This is a genomic window from Bacillus sp. LR_5 (assembly GCF_042709275.1).
Window position 1 is genome coordinate 1 of the sequence record NZ_JAVAXX010000100.1, and the last position, 19836, is coordinate 19836.

Genomic DNA, 19836 nt, shown 5'->3' on the forward strand with positions numbered 1-19836 from the left:
TTGACAACGAAAACAAGAAAAGATAAAATGAAATTGTTCACCAGTAAACGATTTGTTTTATTGTTTATTTGTAAACTATTATTACTAAGAAAGAAGGTAGCCTATGTCTGATTTGACAAAACAGATGATATACGACATATACGTGAGACTGCTGCACCTTAATGAACAAAAAGCGAATACTTCACTTCAGCAATTTTTTAAGGAAGCCGCAGAAGAGGATGTGATTGATATCCCTAAAAACATGACAAGCATACATGTCATTGACTGTATCGGCCAACATGAACCCATTAATAATGCCGGAATTGCCAGAAAAATGAACTTATCGAAAGCGAATGTAACGAAAATCAGCACAAAACTGATCAAGGAAGAATTCATTAACAGCTATCAGCTGACAGATAACAAAAAAGAAGTTTATTTTAAATTAACCCGTAAAGGCAGACGGATTTTCGACTTACATGAGAAACTGCATAAAAAAAAGGAGCTGGCTTTTTACCAATTCCTCGATTCATTTTCACAAGAAGAACAAAAGGCTGTATTGAAGTTTCTAGAGCAGTTGACGTCAACACTTGAAGCAGAACAAACCGATGGGACTCCAGACAAACCTGTAAAGTAAACAAAAAGGCGGTGTACACTTTGGCTCATACAAAATCAAAGGCAGTATTGATCTTATACACTGTTTGCTTCAGTGCATTTTTTGCATCTTTAAGCCAGAACATTTATTCACCTATTCTTCCGATCATTAAAGAATCATTCCATGTTTCCACAGCTATGGTGAACCTGTCAGTCTCAGTTTTTATGATTGTGACAGCAATAATGCAAATTATATTAGGAGCGATCATTGATTTTAAAGGCGCTCGGATCGTCTTGATTACCGGTATTCTGGCAACGGCAGCAGCCAGCATCGGCTGTGCGGTGACTACTGACTTTACCTTGTTTCTGATATTCAGAATGATACAGGCAGCCGGTTCCGCAGCACTGCCTCTTATTGCTGCCACAACGATCGGACAGCTGTTTACAGGAAATGAACGCGGGAGTGCAATGGGAACGTATCAAATGCTCCTGTCTGTCGCACCGGCTATTGCTCCAGTTCTAGGAGGATTCATAGGCGGAGCAGCCGGATACGAAGGGATTTTTTGGATACTTGCGGCCATCTCTATCGTTTTGCTGGTGACAAACAGCATCACCTTTCCTAAAGATTCTCCAACTGAATCTATGCAGCAAGCCAAAGGCAATGTGTTCGCTCATTATAAATCAATATTTACAAATCGAACAGGGAACGTCATTTTGACTTTAAGTTTTGTTCTCTTTTTCATTTATTTTGCAGTAATTGTCTACCTCCCAATATTGCTGACAGAGCATTACCATATAGATGTGGGTATAGCAGGACTGTTATATTTGCCGCTGGCGCTGAGCACGATTGCAGGTACGTTTCTGTTTAAAAGAATACAGGCAAAAATCGGGCTGCACACCTTGTTTATCGGAAGCAATGTGATTGCCGCCTGCAGCATCATTTTATTTGCTGTTACACATTCCGTTTCTCTCGTTCTCATGGCTCTGACGCTGGCACTGTTTGGCATCTCGATGGGGGTTATTCCTCCCTTGTACTCTACAATGATTACTAATGAATTTGAGCACAACAGAGGGAGTGCAATCGGAATGTTTAACTTTATCCGATATACAGGCATGGCAGCAGGTCCGATGGTATCTGCCTACTTGCTCACAATGATGCCGTCTGCCATGTCCTTTAGCCTCCTAGGCCTTGGATTTGCCGCATTGAGCTTTTGCCTTCTTCCGCCAATGTTTTCGCCGCAGAAGCGCACGAAACAAAAAAAGCACCACATGTAAAAAAGCTGCCTTTGCGGGCAGCTTTTTTTTATTTTTTTCTAAGCGGCTCTAAAATGCCTTTTTGAATCAGCAAATGGAAGACCGACAGGATAACGGATGCCCATATCGCTGTGCCGAAGCCGTCGATTTGAAAGCTGTCACCCATAATGGACGCGGTCATCATAAGCGTGATGGCGTTAATCACAAACAAGAAGAGTCCAAGCGTCACCATCGTGACTGGCAGTGTAAAGATAATCAAAAGCGGTTTAATCAGCACGTTTAAGATCGATAAAATGAGGCTGGCGATAATCGCTGCCCCGATGCTGCTGATATGGATGGAGTCAATATATCCATCAATGACGATTAATAACAATGCATTGACTAAAATGCTGACTGCCCATTTTACCATGTCATTTCATATCCCTTTCTGACGGGACGATAAAAATCCAAATGATATAAATGAGCAAAACCGGCAAGACACTTGTCATAATGGCTAAGATGACAGTTATGACTCTGAGGAGTGATGCGTCCCAATTTAAATATTCCGCGAGACCTCCGATAACACCGGCGATTTTCTTATTTTTTTCTGAGCGATAAAGCTTATTCATTCGATCACCTCTGTGAGTACTTTAGTTTGATGGCGCCTGTTAGTGATTCTGAGAAGACGGTGATGTTTTGATCATGTGCCTGATTTGAAGTGAACATCATTTCTTTTTGAATGGTATCATTTTTTTCCTTCAGCATCTCAACATCCATTAATTCATGGGACAGCGAACCAAGATTGCTTTTCAGCTCTGCCTTCACTGCGAGATCGTCCGGAATCGCAAGCTCCACACTTCCAGTCGTTGTTTTTGCATAAATGGAGCGGCAGTCTGATTCTGTTACGTTAATCGCAATATTTCCGTTAAAGCTTTGAACGTCAATGGATTCGCTTTTCCCTCGGAGATCGATCAATCCGTTAATGGTTTCCGCTTCTATCGTACCGCAGCTGTGGCTGGCGAGTTTAATTTGCCCGTTGGCCGTTTCGGCTATGGCTTTTTCGGCTGTTAAGTGCGAGAACGACAGCACGCCGTTTGTCGTTTTCGCTGAGAACTCTTTTACATGTAAATGTTCCCCTCTGACCGGACCGTTAAACAGCTTCACTCGAATCTTATCATACTCCTTCTGAGGAATATACAAAGTGACATTCGTTTTCATCGTCTTTTTCTCAGTACGGATAAAAAATTTATTTCCTTTGATTTCACATTCAATATGCTGAAGAAATGCGTGTCTCGCCGCATCCTGGCTGTCAGCGCGATATACCTTCGCCTGGCATTCCGCTCTGATATCGTCATCTTCCCAAGGGACGATATTCACGCTGCCATTGGCAATTTGCAGCTCAACACTGGAAAAGTCAGTATCTTTAAATTGAAAAATGTGCTGAACATCATACGCATGGCCAAAGTTTAAATCAAGGTCAACTTCCTTGACCTTTTTCACAGCAGAATCAATCCAGTCAAACAGCTTGGCTCCTAAAGACGGTTTGCCGCTTTCTTTTTTTGCCGTTGTAAATGGCTCTTCCTCGTCATGAACGTGAACTGAGAGCGCTGTGATTTTCTCTTCTTTTTCCTTGTAGTCGCTGTCAAGCTTTTCAATCAGTGTCAAAGCTTCTTGTGCTGTAAGCTTTCCTTCCTCAACAAGCTTAAGGATTCGTTCCTTTTCTTGCTTCATTACGATCTCCTCCCCATTGTCTACTTATGCTTCACGCAGGACCTTAATGCCCTGAATCACATTCCAAATGATAATGCCAATGACAACTAAGAAATAAATAACCGCTCCCCCGATGATTACAAATACAGGAAGCAAGCTGTCTCCATCAATCGCAACGGCTCCGCCAAGTAAAGCAATAAAAAGGAACAGCCAGCCGACAAACGGAACTATGTGAGAAATAAGAGAGCGTATCGCATGGCGTTTTGTTTCTTTCTCATTTACAACAAAATAAGCGACAATCGGCACAATGATTGGCGCAATAAACACACTGAAATAACAAAGTGATGCAATAATAGCTTGATTACGGTTCAATTCATTCCACACTCCTATTGTGAATTGTCCATGACAAAAGATCAGGGACGTTTTACTTATTTATACGTTTAAAATCTCTTCAGGTTTCAAATTCATTCTTTAGACATGCTCCGATTTACGGAAATTGGATTTTAAAAAGTTTTAGAAGTAGAATCTTCCGGCTATACCGATTACAATATGTAAAAAGCTTACGGCAACCAAGGAGGCTGGACAAGCAATGGAGAAAGATCCCAGTGACTATACAGTAACACAAGAATCAGTGTTAAAGCTGATTCATGAACAAAAAAGAATGAATCGTGAAATGATCGCCGAGCTTGAGCAGATTCACGGACCCTTCCCGATCTCTCACGATATCCAATATATAAAAGTGCTGCTCGACAGCAGCAACACGCATATTGTTCAAGATTTAATGAGTGTAAGTAAGCAGCTGTATAAGAAGACTTTGTAATTGCGGAAAACATATCATTCATTATAACTGAAACAAAGCTAAAGGTTAGATGACAATATCTTGCCTTTTTTGTTTTGAAAAAACAAGTGATTCCCTGGCTGTCACAAAATGATTGTAACAAAAAAAGCCTGCCGGCACATCCAGTTAATGGACTCTGTCGGCAAGCTGTAACTATCAGAAAGAGATAGCCGTTCAAAATTAACGTAACAATTGAAGCACGTTTTGCGGCTGTTGGTTTGCTTGAGCAAGCATCGCTTGAGAAGCTTGAGAAAGAATGTTGTTCTTTGTGAAATCGCTCATTTCTTTCGCCATGTCAACGTCACGGATGCGAGACTCAGCAGCTGTTAAGTTTTCAGAAGAAGCACCAAGGTTGTTGATTGTGTGCTCTAGACGGTTTTGTACCGCACCAAGTTTAGCACGTTGGTTTGAAACACTTGTAATTGCACTATCGATTTTAACAATCTCAGTGTCAAAACTAAAATCATCTGCTGAAACATCGATACCTTTTACTCCTAAAGTTGTTGCATCCATGTTACCAATTGTGACATTAATATTTTGGCCAGCATTTGCACCAATTTGGAATGTAAATCCTGCTGTTTCACTACCGTCTAAAAGTTTTTTTCCGTTAAATTCAGTACGTTGAGAAATTCCATCGATCTCTTCAGTTAAAGCATCCATTTCATCTTTAATTGCAGTTAAATCTTCAGTTTGCTGTGTACCTGTGTTTCCTGCTTGAACAGTAAGTTCACGCATACGTTGAAGGATTGCATGGGTTTCAGTCAATGCACCCTCAGCTGTTTGGATAAGAGAAATTCCGTCTTGAGAGTTTTTAGAAGCCATTTCAAGACCTCTGATTTGTCCTCTCATTTTTTCAGAAATCGCAAGACCCGCTGCGTCATCTCCCGCACGGTTGATGCGAAGACCAGAAGAAAGTTTCTCCATGTTTTTTGAGCTCGCACTGTTGTTTGAAGACAAACGGTTTAGTGTGTTAAGCGCTGCAATATTGTGGTTGATTCTCATGTGAAAAATACCTCCATGTGTATATGTTTTTGAAATCAAAGACTTCCTTTTCTTTGATTTCTGGCGTATCAGATTCCAATAAAGCTTCTAACCTATGTAGATTCAGTTATTGCTTAAGGATGCCTTTAAGCCCCTTAATAGGGTTTGTCTGCTTAATTTGGAAATCATCATCCGCCTTTCAATTCATATATCGACAGCAATTTGTAAATGTTTAGGCGTTTTCCTAAAGAAATTTTACCAAAGACGAATCTAAACCTATTATGCCGTAAAGAAAAAGCTTGCCTGCTAAGCCCAAGGATGGACTTGCTGACAAGCTGTCCCCTCTTAACAGAGGGTTTTAAGATGTAGCTGTTTCTTTCGCTTTCAAGAGCGATTTCATGCGTGTTTTGTCACGTTCGATAACAGGCTTCAAATAACGGCCTGTATACGATTCTTCCACTTCAGTGATTTCCTCAGGCGTTCCTGACGCGACAACGGTTCCGCCCCCGGCTCCGCCTTCCGGGCCCAAATCCACAATGTAATCGGCCGTCTTAATGATATCAAGGTTATGCTCAATAACCAGTACAGTGTCTCCGTTGTCTACCAACCGTTGCAGCACGACAAGAAGCCTGGCGATATCGTCGACATGCAAACCTGTCGTCGGCTCATCTAAAATGTAGAGCGTGCGTCCGGTCGAGCGTTTGTGCAGCTCTGACGCGAGCTTCACGCGCTGCGCTTCTCCGCCTGACAAGGTCGTCGCCGGCTGGCCGAGCGTAATATAACCTAAACCAACATCATAAAGGGTTTGGAGCTTTCGTTTGATTTTCGGGATATTTTCAAAGAAAGAAAGAGCATCTTCAACCGTCATATCAAGCACATCAGAGATGCTTTTTCCTTTGTACGTCACTTCAAGCGTTTCACGGTTATAGCGTTTGCCGTGACACACCTCGCATGGAACGTATACGTCAGGAAGGAAGTGCATTTCAATTTTAATAATCCCGTCTCCGCGGCAGGCTTCACATCGTCCGCCCTTCACGTTGAAGCTGAAACGGCCTTTTTTATAGCCGCGGACCTTCGCTTCATTTGTCTGCGCGAATACATCACGAATGTCATCAAATACACCGGTGTATGTCGCAGGGTTGGATCTCGGCGTTCTTCCGATTGGCGCCTGGTCAATGTCAATGACTTTGTCTAAGTGATCCAAACCTTTAATCTCTTTATGGCTGCCGGGCTTCGCTTTCGCTTTATGAAGCTTTTGCGCCAGCGCCTTATGCAAAATTTCATTAACGAGTGTACTCTTTCCTGAACCGGAAACACCTGTAACTGCTGTAAACGTCCCAAGCGGGAACTTGGCATTCACTTTTTTCAGGTTGTTTTCTGATGCACCTTTAATTTCAATGTAACGTCCGTCCGGCTTTCTTCTTTCAGGAGGCAATGGGATAAACTTTTTCCCTGATAAATAGCTGCCCGTTAATGAGTTTGGATCTTCCATCACTTCTTCCGGCGTACCCGCAGATATCACCTGTCCGCCGTGAATGCCGGCTCCCGGTCCAATATCTATTAAATAATCTGCTGCCATCATCGTGTCCTCATCATGTTCGACAACAATCAGCGTGTTCCCGAGGTCTCTCATATTTTTCAGAGCGCTGATCAAGCGGTCGTTATCACGCTGATGCAGACCGATAGACGGCTCATCTAAAATATAAAGCACACCGGATAAACGCGAGCCAATTTGAGTCGCCAGCCTGATGCGCTGCGCCTCTCCCCCGGACAATGTACCCGCTGCCCTGCTCAATGTCAGGTAATCGAGGCCGACTTTGTCCAGAAAGCTTAAGCGCTCCACAATTTCGCGCAAAATCAAATTGGCGATCTGCATATCCTTCTCAGAAAGGGTAAGATCTTTAAAGAAGGCAAGTGCGTCGGCGACAGACAGCTCGGTAATTTTTCCAATGTGGCGGCCGTCAATCAGTACGGCAAGCGCCTCTTTCTTTAACCGATAGCCTTTGCACGTCGGACAAGACTTCTGAGACATATACTGCTCCATTTGCTCACGTATGAAATCGGAGCCTGTCTCCTTATAGCGTCTTTCAATGTTGCGCAATACGCCTTCAAATTGAATTTCACCTTCGCGGATTTGTCCAAAATCATTTTCATATCGGAAATAAATCAGGTCATCTCCGCTGCCGTACAGCACTTTATCCAGTTGATGCTTCGGCAAATCTTTGACCGGCACATCCATATCAATCCCGTAGTGGGTGCAGACTGCCTCAAGCAGCTGAGGATAATATTGTGAGCTGATCGGTGTCCAAGGGGCGACCGCATTCTCCTTTAATGACAAATCTTGATTGGGGATGACAAGATCGGCATCCACTTCAAGCTTCATTCCGAGACCGTCACACGTCGGACACGCCCCGAACGGACTGTTAAACGAAAACAGACGCGGCTCAAGCTCACCAATTGAAAATCCGCAGTGCGGACAGGCATGATGCTCGCTGAACATCAGCTCTTCCTCACCGATGACATCGATCATAACCCGTCCTTCACCTAAACGGAGCGCCGTTTCCAATGAATCTGACAGCCGGGCTGCCACGCCTTCTTTCACGACAATCCGGTCAATGACTACCTCAATGGAATGCTTCTTGTTCTTTTCTAATTCGATATCGTCAGAAAGCTCAGCCATCTCGCCGTCAATTCTGACTCTGACATAGCCTTGTTTTCTAATCTGTTCAAGCACTTTGACATGAGCGCCTTTTCGGCCCGAGACAATCGGCGCCAGCACCTGAAGCTTCGTCCGTTCCGGGTATTCCAGAATTCTGTCCACCATTTGCTCGATAGTCTGGGATGTAATCTCAATTCCGTGCTCCGGACAATGAGGCTTCCCTACTCTCGCATATAAAAGACGCAGATAATCATAAATCTCAGTTACCGTACCGACAGTAGACCTCGGATTGCGGCTTGTTGTTTTCTGATCAATGCTGATGGCGGGAGAGAGCCCCTCAATTGCATCCACATCAGGCTTATCCATTTGCCCTAAAAACTGGCGGGCATAAGCAGACAGCGACTCGACATACCGTCTCTGTCCTTCAGCATATATCGTGTCAAAGGCAAGGGAGGATTTACCTGATCCGGACAAACCCGTGACAACGACAAGCTGATCTCTCGGAATCGTTACATCTATATTTTTCAGGTTATGCGCCCTGGCTCCCTTCACCTCTATCCGATCCATAGCCATTTGTTCATCATCCTTCCGCTTTTAGCTCTAAAAGTAAATCGCGAAGCTCCGCGGCTCTCTCAAAGTCAAGCGCCTTGGCGGCTTCCTTCATTTCATGCTCCATCTGTTCAACGACTTTCTGGCGTTCTTTCTTCGTCATTTTCGACAGCTTCGGCGCGGCTTTTGTTTTGTATTCCACTTTATCCTCAGCTGCTACTGTGGCACGAATGACATCGCGAATTTCTTTATTTATCGTTTTCGGCGTAATGCCGTGCTCTTCGTTAAACCGCTCCTGCTGCTCGCGGCGGCGTTTTGTTTCATTAATCGCAATTTCCATAGACTTCGTTATTTTATCGGCGTACATAATGACGCGGCCTTCCGCATTTCTCGCTGCCCGTCCGATGGTCTGGATCAGCGACCGCTCCGAACGAAGGAAACCTTCCTTATCCGCATCCAAAATCGCAACAAGGGATACTTCGGGAATGTCCAAACCTTCCCTCAGCAGGTTGATGCCGACAAGCACATCGTACTTGCCAAGGCGCAGGTCGCGGATAATTTCAATCCGTTCAAGCGTCTTGATCTCAGAATGCAGATAGTTTACTTTAATGCCGATTTCCTTTAAATAATCGGTCAGATCCTCTGACATCTTCTTCGTCAAAGTTGTCACAAGCACCCGTTCATTCCGCTCGATTCTTGCTTGAATTTCGCCGATCAAGTCGTCAATCTGACCTTCGATTGGACGGACGTCAATAAGCGGGTCAAGAAGCCCCGTCGGACGAATGATCTGTTCGACCATTTCATCTGTATGTTCAATCTCGTACGGCCCTGGTGTTGCTGATACATACACGATATTGTGCATATGCTTTTCAAATTCCTCAAAACGAAGCGGACGGTTATCAAGCGCTGATGGAAGCCGGAAGCCGTGATCCACGAGCACCTGTTTCCGCGCCTGGTCTCCGTTAAACATGCCGCGCACCTGGGGAATTGTCACATGCGACTCATCCACCACGATCATAAAATCGTCTGGGAAATAATCAAGAAGCGTATACGGCGTTGAACCTGGAGGCCGCAGCGTCAAATGTCTTGAGTAGTTCTCGATGCCGGAGCAGAAACCCATTTCACGCATCATTTCAAGATCATATCTTGTCCGCTGCTCTAAACGCTGCGCTTCAAGGAGCTTTCCGTTTTCATGCATGACCTTCAGCTGCTCCTCAAGCTCCTTCTCGATATTTTGAATCGCCTTCTCCATTTTCTCGGCCCGCGTTACGAAGTGGGATGCCGGGAAAATCGCAACATGATCTCGGTCGCCGAGAATTTCTCCTGTCAGCGCATCCACTTCCCGAATCCGTTCGATTTCGTCACCGAAAAATTCAACTCTGATACAATGCTCATCACGGGATGCCGGAAAGATTTCCACTACATCCCCGCGCACACGAAATGTACCGCGCTGAAAGTCGATATCGTTGCGGGCATATTGGATGTCTACAAGTTTTCTGAGCAGCTCGTTGCGCTCAATTTCCATTTCAGTCCGCAGTGACACGACCATTTCCCGGTATTCCTCAGGCGAACCGAGGCCGTATATACAAGACACACTCGCAATAATAATGACATCTCTGCGCTCAAACAAAGCTGATGTGGCGGAGTGTCTCAGTTTATCAATTTCATCATTAATACTAGCGTCTTTCTCTATAAATGTATCCGTTTGAGGCACATACGCCTCCGGCTGATAATAATCATAGTAGCTGACAAAATACTCGACAGCATTGTTCGGAAAAAATTCCTTGAACTCACTGTAAAGCTGTCCAGCAAGGGTTTTGTTATGGGCAATCACGAGAGTCGGCTTATTGACTTCTTTAATCAAATTAGACACCGTAAATGTTTTCCCAGTTCCTGTCGCACCCAGCAGAGTCTGATGCTTCTTGCCCTCCTGAATTCCTTTTACAAGCTTTTCAATGGCTTTCGGCTGATCTCCTTGGGGCTGATATTTCGAGACTAACTCAAAGCGATCTTTCACAAAAATAAGCCTCCGTTTCTTTAACGAAATCTTCCTATAGATATAGTAACACAATGGAAAGCAAAATCACTAAAAATACGAACTAAAGTTCGGTGGTTTTTTATTTCCAGCTGTTTTTGTGTATAAAAAACCTGCTTTTAAAACGTAAAAGCAGGTATTCAGTCTTTATATTCATTATGTCCGATTTATTCTTCTTTTTTCTCTGCAGCTTTTTTGGCCATATACAGTCCGCCAGCCACAAGAGACACAACATCCAATCCTACAATAAAATACGTTTCTGTATAGCCTTTTAAATAAGAGGCAAACAGCAATGCAGCTGTTAAAGCGATCGCCACATAATGATTAAAGGTGACTCTAGTAAATAGAACAACAAGCATAAAAGGGAAAAACAATGCAAAAACGGCTTTTGTAATCAACAAAAACCCTCCTCAGGGATTCTTCATCTGATCTGATTATAGTAAAAAATGAAGAATCGGACAATCGTGCATTCGCTCCCTCTACTACACCATACCCCTTTTCAGCCAAAATCAATCACCATATTTGCATTTTGGTGCCGGTCAAAACTTATTCCATGGTGCCGCTGTTCTAATCAGCGGCACTTTTTTTATTACATCATCAAGTCCGCCGCCAGATTCCGAGAATAAAAGAAAATAGGCATACAGTACCAGTACGGCCGCATTTTTCAGGATAATATAACCAACTTAACTATTCATTTTATTTAGGACTTTCTGCGTTTGACAGCATTTTCCTGAAAACCTACAATTAAATGATAGTGTTTACTATCATTTTTTAAACACAGGCTCCGCAATAAAAAGACTAGAGAGAAAAACAAAATGAATGAAGAAAAGAGGGGTTTCAAATATGTATTCTGTTTTATTTCGCCAGGCAGAAGAGTCCAGCCAGCTGGCTGGAGCAAAAGGAATGAATTTAATTAAATTGACCAAACACGGTCTTCCTGTTCCGGACGGGTTTATTATTCAAACGAATGCGCTCGCACGTTTTATGGAGGACAACCAGCTTCAAGAGACTAGTGAAAACGTCGAAAGCAGGATCATTTCCGGAACATTTTCGGATGAGCTGAAAGATGAGCTGACTAGTTCCTTTTATAAGCTTAGAGAAGCATATCGATCCGTAGCCGTGCGTTCTTCGTCTGCCTCGGAAGATTTAGAAGGCGCCTCATTCGCGGGTCAATATGAAACCTACTTAAATATCAAAACAGAGGAAGAGTTTCTGGCTAAAGTGAAAGAATGCTGGGCCTCATTTTTTTCTGGGCGGGTCAGCAGCTATAAGAAAAAAATGAACAATCAAATCGCAGAGCCGTTAATGGGAATAGTCGTTCAGGGGTTGATCGATTCAGAAATGTCAGGTGTTATCTTCAGCCGCAACCCTGTTACCCATGATGATAGAGAGCTTTTAATCAGCGCCAGCTACGGGTTGGGTGAAGCTGTTGTTTCAGGAAGTGTTACCCCAGACACATTCATTGTTAATAAATCTTCGTTTGAGATTCAGAAAGAAATAGGTGCAAAGGAAATCTACATGAAGTCTGCGGCAGAAGGAATTGCTGAAAAAGAAACGAGTGAAGACATGCGCAGCCGTTTTTGCCTTACAGATGAACAAGTGATTGAATTGGCTGAAATCACAAAAAAAACCGAAGACCTGTACGGATATCCTGTCGATATAGAATTTGGTATTGCTGATCATCAAATATACCTTCTGCAAGCTCGCCCGATTACAACCATTGATCAGGACAAAAAAGCGGCAGAAGAAAAACGCAGCTTCATGATTACCGACACTGATATGAATGATTTCTGGCTTAACATGGAGTCTAATATTGAAGGTCCGGTGAGTCCGTTATTTTCATCCTTCATCGTGCCGGCGTTGGAATATGGCTTGAAGAAGAGCATGCAAAAGTTTCCGATTGGTGTAGTTGTTGATGAAGTAAAACTTTATCGCGGACATATTTATTCCAAAAACCAAGGCGGACAGCAGCCTCCTTCTGAAGACTGTGGCAAAGAGCTTTTCCCGATTTTATCGGAGCATATGTATGACATCATCAATCACACATACCTCCCTTTTTACCGGACATTGGACCATCTCGCACAAACTGAGCATACCGCAGAAAGCGCACTGGATGCTTTTCAAAAACTAAAGGCCTTTTATCTCACGGCTTATGAAGAGCACTTCAATATCGTTTTCCCGCAAATCCTTTTAACAAACAAACTGCAAGCGATGTATCAGGACATTCAAGGAGAGTCCGAAAACGCTCATTTTTACGAGATGCTGACAGGAAAAATGAACAAATCACTGGAAACGGACCGTTGCTTATGGCTATTTTCTGTGGAAGTTCAGGAGAACCCGAACCTTCTGGCCATTTTTGAAAACAACCAGCCTGAACAGCTCCAGGAGAAATTGGAACAAACAGATGAGGGAAGACACTTCCTGAAGAACGTCCATGAATTCTTGCAAGAATACGGATGGAGATCTGTTAAAAGTCATGATCTGATTGAACAAATCTGGGTGGAAAATCCGTATTTCGCTCTGGCCAATATTCAAAATTATGTCCGTAATGGCTATCATTTTGACAATGAATTTCAGAAAACGAAAGAAAAACGAGAGAAATTATACAATGAATTCTTGGAAAACATAGAAGATCCCGGTTTGCGCACCGAATTTGACCGCTATTATCAATGGACACTGAACTCTGCAAATATAAAAGATGATCACCACTTTTATATTGACGCCATGCTGGATGCCAAGGCGAGAATCTTTCTGCTGAAGATAGGTGAATTGCTGGCGGAAAACGGTGTCATTCAAGATCGTGAGGACCTTTGGTTCTTATATGACGACGAAGTGGAACAAGCGCTTCTTCACTCTGTATCCCTGCAAGAAAAGGCTGAAAAACGCAGACAGATTTTTCATGAGTATGAGCTGGCCCAAGCCCCTGCCTACCTCGGCACCCCGACAAAAGAACAGCTCAAAGCAGCTGAAGAAATTGTCGGCGCTGTGATAGAGGATGAAAAAAACACAGAGAATCATATTTTTGGCATTGCGGCATCAAGCGGCATTGCGACAGGTCCGGTGAAAATCATTCGGGACGCCAATGAATTTTCTCAATTCGCGCCTGGGGACGTACTCGTTTGCAAGATGACCACACCGCTATGGACCAGCCTGTTTCAAGACGCCAAAGCGATTATTACAGACACAGGCGGCATTTTGTCTCACGCTGCGATTATTGCCCGTGAATACGGCATTCCAGCTGTTCTCGGCACACGCACGGCAACCGAAAGACTGCGAGACGGTGACATCATCACTGTTGACGGAAGCAGCGGCAAAATCACAGTTGTCAGCCGGTCCTGATGCGTCCCCCTCTTTCTTATACAAGCGGGGCGGGTGTATACTTGTCCTGCCAGTATACTCGTGAGGTGAAACGTATTGAGACCGACAAACAAGAGAATCCTTGACGCTGCCATGCAGCTGCTCGTCAAAAAAGGATATCGCGCAACAACTACAAAAGAAATTGCAGAAAAAGCAAATGTAAGTGAAGCGACGATTTTCAGGAACTTTAAAAACAAACAAGGACTAGTTGAGGCTTTGCTTTCTCAGCATTCTTCAAACAGAGGCAGCATTTTGGAACAAACAGAAGGGGATTTGTACAAAGACCTGCTTCATATCGGAACCTGTCTCTTGGAGGAGCTCGAACATAGAAAAGATATCATTAAAATCAGCTTTCGTGAACCGGCCATGTTTCAGGATGTCATTAACCACGTCACTGAATATCCCCAATCTATGAAACAGCTATTGGTTGATTATCTCAAAACAATGGGTGAGAAAGGGGTTATTCAGACAGGAAATGAAGCGGAGCATGCCGACGTGTTCATGTCGATTATCTTCGGTTATTTCATTCACCGTCTCCACTTAGGAGACCGGGTCATATCAATGCCCCAGGAAAAAATGCTGGAGCACAGCACAGCTCTATTTGTCAAAGGAATTTCTGCTGATTAACTCCTTGGCATAATAAAAAGGAGGATCCCAATGAGCTCAAGAAAAGAATGGGCGCTGATCGTCTCGCTATTATTGGGGGCCATTCTGGCTCCCATTAACTCAACGATGATCGCGGTCGCGCTCTCATCTATTTCCCATACGTATAACGAGTCCATCGCAAGCATCACTTGGGTGGTTACCGTTTATTTAATCGTGATGGCAATCACACAGCCGATTGCAGGAAAGCTCGGTGATATGTACGGCAATAAAACAATGTACTTATGGGGAGTCGGCCTTTTTCTAATCGCATCTCTAGGCTGCGCCCTTTCACCGAGTCTGCTCCTGTTAATTGTCTTTCGGGCATTGCAGGCTGTCGGCGGGGCATTGCTTACGCCAAACAGCATTGCCATTATCCGGCATGTTGTTTCTGAAAAACGCCTACCGAAAGTGTTTGGATTTTTCGGACTGGGTGCGGGACTTGGTGCAGCACTCGGGCCTTTTATCGGCTCTATACTGATTGACAGCTTCAGCTGGCATTCGATTTTTTGGGTCAACATCCCGTTCCTCGCCATTGCTTTATTTACGGCATTAACGATGTTTCCTCAATATAAAGAAAATAAATCTGACGCGCCGCTGGATATCATCGGCTCTCTCTTGCTTGCAGGCAGCATCGTTTCAATTATCCTGCTGACGAAAAATGAGGCTCCATGGGGATATGCGGTATACAGTGTATTGATACTTCTTTTTGTTCCGCTTTTTTTCAGAAGAGAAAAACGTACCCAGCACCCCATCATTGACTTTGCACTGTTTAAAAGCTCAACCTTTACAAATGCGAATCTATCAGTCTTGTTAAGCAATTTGATGATGTATGCCGTCTTATTGATTATGCCGTTATTTATGACGAACCAATTTGGGCTTAATACGTCTAACAGCGGGATGGCGCTTTCTGTATTTTCGATCTTCATGTCAGCCAGCAACTGGGTGGGCGCGCAGCTCCATCACAAATGGGGAGCCAAAAAAATCATTTTTCTTTCATTTGCCATGATGGCTGGTGCGAATCTATTATTTTTGCTGTTAAGCAGCTCGCATTCTGTCTTGTTCCTCATGCTCTCTCTTATCCTTGGCGGGCTCGCTTCCGGAGTCGGCCTGACCAGCATGCAGGTTTCATCCCTTGCCACAGTAGACCCCGGAATGTCAGGAGTGGCATCCGGCATTTTCTCGACCTTCCGTTATTTCGGAAGCATCATTTCATCAGCCTTAATTGGCCTGATTTCGGGATATCACATCCTATTTATGATTCTCTTTGCTGTATCCATCATCGGCGTTTTTGTTTCATTGGGCATCAAATCTGATGAAACGGCACGGATAGAAAAAAACTCAGCGTAACGCAAAACAGCCCGGCATCGCATCTTCCTGCGGTGCCGGGCTGCCTTTTATGATCCAGAAGCGGCTGCTTCGTCTTCACGGTCATCCTTTACGAAGAGGATGCCCAATTCATGATGTTCTCCTTCATAAGAAGCTCGCTGGTCAAAACGAATTTCTCCATTCAAACCGATAATTTCAAGCTTTACATATGCACGGTTATGCTGAAGCGCTTCATAGAAATCAGAAACGTTCTTAACCGGTATGCCATTGACTTTCGTTATGATTTCCCCGATTTTCAATTCCAGATCCTCAGCCGGCGTATTGGGGATAATCCCAAGCACCATTAAGCCCTGATCCCTTTTCGAGAAATAAAACGGAGCCGCGTTATCATTCACTCTTTGCTTTATGGACAGAAAAATACGCCCTAACAAAGCGGTACAGACCGCTGCACCCGCAAGCGGCGTCCACAGTAAGCTCGCTGCACCGAGAACTGCGACGGCAAGACCGAGAATACAAACGCGTTTCGCTGTGATCCTTATACTCGTTTCAGGCAGCGATCCCTGTACCCTTTGTCCAAATCCGACAAAGTAAGGAATCCATAGAAAATGGAATGAGCCGCCGGGAACCGTAAACACGGGCCACCAGCTAAGGTGCGATTCTAAACCATTACCGGGCACGAGAAGGAACAGCGGCAAAAGCCAAACCCGGTTTGCCAGCTGCTGTCCGATCGGCAAACCGCGGCTGCTTACGACAAGTGCCGGTGATGTTCTCACATGCGCAGAACGATAAGCAACCGCTCCTTCAGTGATAATCAGCAAACCTAGAAACACAGCCACAGCCGGCCAAACAACTGCAAATCCTTGCGGAAATCTCTCCAGAAAGGGCTCCGCCTGATATATTTGCAGTCCAAAACCTATCAGCATACTCACACTGACGATATATGCAGCAGACATCCAGTTTGCGCGAAGAGTGAACGCTGCCGCTGCAGTGATAACGGCAATAATCGCAAGTAAACCGAGAGGAATCGATATTCCGAGTCCACCTAAAATAACTGACAAAAGAAGACCTGGAATCAGTCCCTTTGTATATGTAAATTTCAGATCATCATAAATATCTGCTATTCTTGTATGAAAGGTTTTTCGTTCCCGTTTGATTCTTACATAGCCGAAAGCCAGGGTTATGATGATAAAAAACCAGAAAAGCGGGTGTAAGAAGAACAAGCCCGCGCTTTTTAACAGTTCAATTCCCCATTGAACAGACACTATCTCTCACCGCCTCAAGCCAAACATGTTACTCATATTCTATCAAATATTAAATGGCTTGGATATCCTCAGGAGAGTTTATCTCTCTTGCGTCATCCACAGCGTGACATTCGATAGTGAAAAATCCTTTAAATAGTGGTTTACATCCACATCCAATAACCCGCTGATTAGATGCATCGACCTTTTTATATCTGTCAGATTAATTCCTAATCGCTTATGGTTTTTCATTAAGTAGTTAAAATAATGTTTGGCGCAATCCTCATTAATGTCATTTACTGATTCGACATTGGTGTAATTGACCAAATATCTGCTGAACAGCATAAGAAGACTTAGTGCTTTTGTAGCTGAAAATGTTACGTCTTGTGTTCTGTCTTTTAATTGTTCCACTAATTCATAATATTTTTTTTCACGCACAATACTTGCCCTCTTCAATTGTGAACCCCCATTTTCTTTATACAGATAAGCACGGGCCAGTATAAGCAGCAGTACTGGAGTGCTAACAAGCATTCTCGCTAACGTTACTCTTTAAATACCTGTCGTTCAGCTGCCATTAACCTGATTACTGTTCTTTTTAGAACCTTCTTATATTGTATGAAGTAAACAAAGACTAGGCAACTTGCAAAAGTTTCATTTTAAATGCATATTAACTCGTTAGAAAGTCTCTCTCATATATTGATATCGGGTAATAACAGTCCTTTATAAATGTTTATTTGTGAAAATTTTTTTAATTTCTTGTCAAAAACTCATTTTTTATGTGACTTATGATCCATAATCTCTTTAAGCACAAAGAAACAGGAGATGGAATACCATCTCCTTTAATTGACAAATAATGATTTCAATGCTGTTTGAAGCTGCAAATCATTTTTTTCATCTGATTTTTTCTTTTCTATCTGCTGATTTAATGTCTCTGCAGTGCGAGTGTCGATCACACCGGTTTTATTCAGCTTGTTTTGATCCTGAAAAGCCATAACCGCTTTTTTCATGTCTTTGCTGAAATAGCCATCCTCACGTCCCGGATCAAAGCTGAGACCTTTTAACAATACCTGCGCATGCTTGACGTCTTCATTGTTCATGTCCACTTTAAGCGGCTCTTTCAGCTGTAAAGGCCCAGCGGAAAAATAATCGGGCTGCTTAATCGCAATGGTCGGTTCAATTCCTTTCTTATGAATCCAGTTTCCATTTGGCGTCAGCCACTTGTAAAGCGTTAATTTGATGTTGCTGCCGTCCCCCATTGGCACAGCCTGTTGAACCGTTCCCTTTCCAAAAGACGTATCGCCTACAACATCATAATGGCCAGCTTCCTTTAATGCGCCGGCAAGAATTTCTGATGCAGAGGCACTTCCTTTATCCGTAATCACATTGACAGGGTACGCTTTTTTATGGGTCAATGTTGAAAAATAACGTTTTTTATCCCCATTGCGTTCAGCAATCTGAATATACGGCTGATCCTTTGTAACGAAATGCTTAAGAATTTCTTCCACACTTTGAAGATATCCGCCCGGGTTGCCGCGTACATCAATGACAAGTCCTTCTATTTCTTTTTTCTCAAGCTCCCTCAGCGCTTTTGCAAAATCCTCTGCGGTGTGCTCAGAAAAAGTAGAGATGGCAATATATCCGACAGAATGCCCCTGTACTTTTTTCTCTGATGCAAAAACCGTTTCGAGCGGAATCTCAGCTCTCTTGATCCGGAATGACAGCTGCTTCTTCGTTCCAGGCCGCTGAATCTTCATTGAAACGCTGGACCCTTTTTTTCCTCTTATTTTTAACACAGCGTAGTTTAAATCCTTGCCGGCCATCGATTCTCCATTGATGCTGATAATTTCATCATTAGGCTTCAACCCGGCTTTTTCCGCTGGCGATTTCTTGAATGGGGAAACAATAATAATTTTGCCGTCTTCCATGCCAACCTCAGCCCCGATGCCTTCAAATGAGGAATCAAGAGAATCAGAAAATTGCTTAGCTGTCTGCTTGTCCATGTAAACAGAATAAGGATCATTTAGCGTAGACAGCATTCCCTGGATGGCTCCCTCGAGCAGCTTTTCTCTATCTACTTTTTCTACGTACTCATTCGAAATTAACTCATACGCTTTTTCGATTTTGTCCATAGCTTTATCCCGTTCAGAGTCAGCTTGTGCCATCGCGGGAACTGCTGCAGTCTGGGGCTTATCCATCTCAAGCAGGTTGATTCCCGCATATACACCGGCGCCTCCGAACAGCATGCTCCCTGCTGCTATCACAGCCATTATTTTTTGATTCATCCTTTACTCCTCCTGTATGCCAGACTGTCTTTACCAAAACCTAGAGATAGTATATGTAAAGGATGGAGATTTCATGTAATCATAGAAGAAAAAGAAGGCAAATGAAAAGCCGTCCCGAAAACGGAACGGCTTTTTCACTTTATACTCGCAAAAACTTGCGGATGGAAGTCAGACTTCCCCATACTCCAATTACTGCGCCGATTGCAATCAGCACTAGCGAAACTTGGAATACAAATGGATTATAAGGAAGAAGAGAGACAAATGATCCTTGAACCTTTGGAACGACCCATCCGATGACGTATTGGTAAGTGCTCAGCACCAGTGCAATCGGAATCACAGAACCGAATACGCCTAGCAGCAATCCTTCAAGGAAAAACGGCCAGCGGATAAACCAGTTTGTCGCACCGACAAGT

The 19836-nt window shown here is 43.7% G+C and carries 17 protein-coding genes and 1 pseudogene; 6 read left to right on the forward strand and 12 right to left on the reverse strand.

Translation table 11 applies throughout. The annotated features are described in order from the left end of the window. Positions 1-103: 103 nt before the first annotated feature. Positions 104-613 (forward strand): pulcherriminic acid biosynthesis transcriptional regulator PchR, encoded by a 510-nt coding sequence (pchR, locus tag RAC86_RS19165; RefSeq protein ID WP_029318331.1) that lies wholly within the window; start codon positions 104-106, stop codon positions 611-613. Positions 614-633: 20 nt separating this feature from the next. Next, positions 634-1845, forward strand: coding sequence for an MFS transporter (locus tag RAC86_RS19170; RefSeq protein ID WP_003228068.1), 1212 nt, complete (start codon positions 634-636; stop codon positions 1843-1845). Between the two features lie 28 nt (positions 1846-1873). On the opposite strand, the gene RAC86_RS19175 is transcribed toward RAC86_RS19170, so the two are convergent. Genes RAC86_RS19175 through yvlA form a run of 4 tightly spaced genes read right to left on the reverse strand, consistent with a single transcriptional unit; the run spans position 1874 to position 3885 of the window. After that, the gene (locus RAC86_RS19175; protein WP_003228066.1) at positions 1874-2233 is read right to left on the reverse strand and encodes a phage holin family protein; all 360 of its coding nucleotides are present in this window, start codon (positions 2231-2233) and stop codon (positions 1874-1876) included. A 1-nt stretch (position 2234) separates the two neighbouring features. Then, positions 2235-2432 carry a PspC domain-containing protein gene (locus tag RAC86_RS19180; protein ID WP_128422426.1) on the reverse strand — a complete coding sequence of 66 codons (198 nt, stop codon included), beginning with the start codon at positions 2430-2432 and terminating at the stop codon, positions 2235-2237. Between the two features lie 4 nt (positions 2433-2436). Then, positions 2437-3534, reverse strand: a complete 1098-nt coding sequence (locus RAC86_RS19185) for a DUF4097 family beta strand repeat-containing protein (RefSeq protein ID WP_014478112.1) — start codon at positions 3532-3534, stop codon at positions 2437-2439. Between the two features lie 24 nt (positions 3535-3558). Next, positions 3559-3885 (reverse strand): protein YvlA, encoded by a 327-nt coding sequence (gene yvlA / locus RAC86_RS19190; protein ID WP_032726939.1) that lies wholly within the window; start codon positions 3883-3885, stop codon positions 3559-3561. 217 nt (positions 3886-4102) lie between these two features. Between yvlA and RAC86_RS19195 the strand changes: the two genes are divergently transcribed. Beyond that, complete coding sequence (locus tag RAC86_RS19195; RefSeq protein ID WP_003235419.1) at positions 4103-4333, forward strand: hypothetical protein; 231 nt, start codon at positions 4103-4105, stop codon at positions 4331-4333. Between the two features lie 198 nt (positions 4334-4531). On the opposite strand, the gene hag is transcribed toward RAC86_RS19195, so the two are convergent. From hag to RAC86_RS19215, 4 genes are all read right to left on the reverse strand, one after another. Next, positions 4532-5353 carry a flagellin Hag gene (gene hag / locus RAC86_RS19200; protein ID WP_029318328.1) on the reverse strand — a complete coding sequence of 274 codons (822 nt, stop codon included), beginning with the start codon at positions 5351-5353 and terminating at the stop codon, positions 4532-4534. 337 nt (positions 5354-5690) lie between these two features. Then, entirely contained in the window at positions 5691-8564 is a 2874-nt protein-coding gene (uvrA, locus tag RAC86_RS19205; RefSeq protein ID WP_173614332.1) for an excinuclease ABC subunit UvrA, read from the reverse strand. A gap of 7 nt (positions 8565-8571) precedes the next feature. After that, the gene (gene uvrB / locus RAC86_RS19210) at positions 8572-10557 is read right to left on the reverse strand and encodes an excinuclease ABC subunit UvrB (protein WP_377885945.1); all 1986 of its coding nucleotides are present in this window, start codon (positions 10555-10557) and stop codon (positions 8572-8574) included. A gap of 185 nt (positions 10558-10742) precedes the next feature. Beyond that, on the reverse strand, positions 10743-10973 hold the full coding sequence (locus RAC86_RS19215) for a CsbA family protein (RefSeq protein WP_003228053.1): 231 nt from the start codon (positions 10971-10973) through the stop codon (positions 10743-10745). Positions 10974-11418: 445 nt separating this feature from the next. On the opposite strand from RAC86_RS19215, the gene RAC86_RS19220 reads away from it, so the two are divergent. The 3 genes from RAC86_RS19220 to RAC86_RS19230 all read left to right on the forward strand — a co-directional run bounded on the left by RAC86_RS19220 (position 11419) and on the right by RAC86_RS19230 (position 15924). Next, complete coding sequence (locus RAC86_RS19220) at positions 11419-13914, forward strand: PEP/pyruvate-binding domain-containing protein (protein WP_377885946.1); 2496 nt, start codon at positions 11419-11421, stop codon at positions 13912-13914. Positions 13915-13989: 75 nt separating this feature from the next. After that, entirely contained in the window at positions 13990-14559 is a 570-nt protein-coding gene (locus RAC86_RS19225) for a TetR/AcrR family transcriptional regulator (RefSeq protein WP_003244088.1), read from the forward strand. 30 nt (positions 14560-14589) lie between these two features. Beyond that, positions 14590-15924 (forward strand): MFS transporter, encoded by a 1335-nt coding sequence (locus RAC86_RS19230; RefSeq protein WP_033884623.1) that lies wholly within the window; start codon positions 14590-14592, stop codon positions 15922-15924. Between the two features lie 47 nt (positions 15925-15971). On the opposite strand, the gene minJ is transcribed toward RAC86_RS19230, so the two are convergent. From minJ to RAC86_RS19250, 4 genes and pseudogenes are all read right to left on the reverse strand, one after another. Further along, positions 15972-17165 carry a cell division topological determinant MinJ gene (gene minJ, locus RAC86_RS19235; protein ID WP_003228042.1) on the reverse strand — a complete coding sequence of 398 codons (1194 nt, stop codon included), beginning with the start codon at positions 17163-17165 and terminating at the stop codon, positions 15972-15974. 78 nt (positions 17166-17243) lie between these two features. Further along, positions 17244-17597 (reverse strand): swarming motility protein SwrAA, encoded by a 354-nt coding sequence (gene swrA / locus RAC86_RS19240; protein WP_377885947.1) that lies wholly within the window; start codon positions 17595-17597, stop codon positions 17244-17246. 383 nt (positions 17598-17980) lie between these two features. Further along, positions 17981-19423, reverse strand: coding sequence for a carboxy-terminal processing protease CtpB (gene ctpB, locus RAC86_RS19245; RefSeq protein WP_160221844.1), 1443 nt, complete (start codon positions 19421-19423; stop codon positions 17981-17983). Between the two features lie 139 nt (positions 19424-19562). Continuing rightward, positions 19563-19836: pseudogene (locus RAC86_RS19250) on the reverse strand (permease-like cell division protein FtsX); the annotation flags it as partial.

Excerpts from the sequence above, each read along its gene's own strand:
- uvrA (WP_173614332.1), bottom strand. The coding sequence starts at position 8,564 with ATGGCTATGGATCGGATAGAGGTGAAGGGAGCCAGGGCGCATAACCTG.
- hag (WP_029318328.1), bottom strand. The coding sequence starts at position 5,353 with ATGAGAATCAACCACAATATTGCAGCGCTTAACACACTAAACCGTTTG.
- RAC86_RS19185 (WP_014478112.1), bottom strand. The coding sequence starts at position 3,534 with ATGAAGCAAGAAAAGGAACGAATCCTTAAGCTTGTTGAGGAAGGAAAG.
- RAC86_RS19175 (WP_003228066.1), bottom strand. The coding sequence starts at position 2,233 with ATGGTAAAATGGGCAGTCAGCATTTTAGTCAATGCATTGTTATTAATC.
- RAC86_RS19230 (WP_033884623.1), top strand. The coding sequence starts at position 14,590 with ATGAGCTCAAGAAAAGAATGGGCGCTGATCGTCTCGCTATTATTGGGG.
- pchR (WP_029318331.1), top strand. The coding sequence starts at position 104 with ATGTCTGATTTGACAAAACAGATGATATACGACATATACGTGAGACTG.
- RAC86_RS19220 (WP_377885946.1), top strand. The coding sequence starts at position 11,419 with ATGTATTCTGTTTTATTTCGCCAGGCAGAAGAGTCCAGCCAGCTGGCT.
- RAC86_RS19180 (WP_128422426.1), bottom strand. The coding sequence starts at position 2,432 with ATGAATAAGCTTTATCGCTCAGAAAAAAATAAGAAAATCGCCGGTGTT.
- RAC86_RS19195 (WP_003235419.1), top strand. The coding sequence starts at position 4,103 with ATGGAGAAAGATCCCAGTGACTATACAGTAACACAAGAATCAGTGTTA.
- ctpB (WP_160221844.1), bottom strand. The coding sequence starts at position 19,423 with ATGAATCAAAAAATAATGGCTGTGATAGCAGCAGGGAGCATGCTGTTC.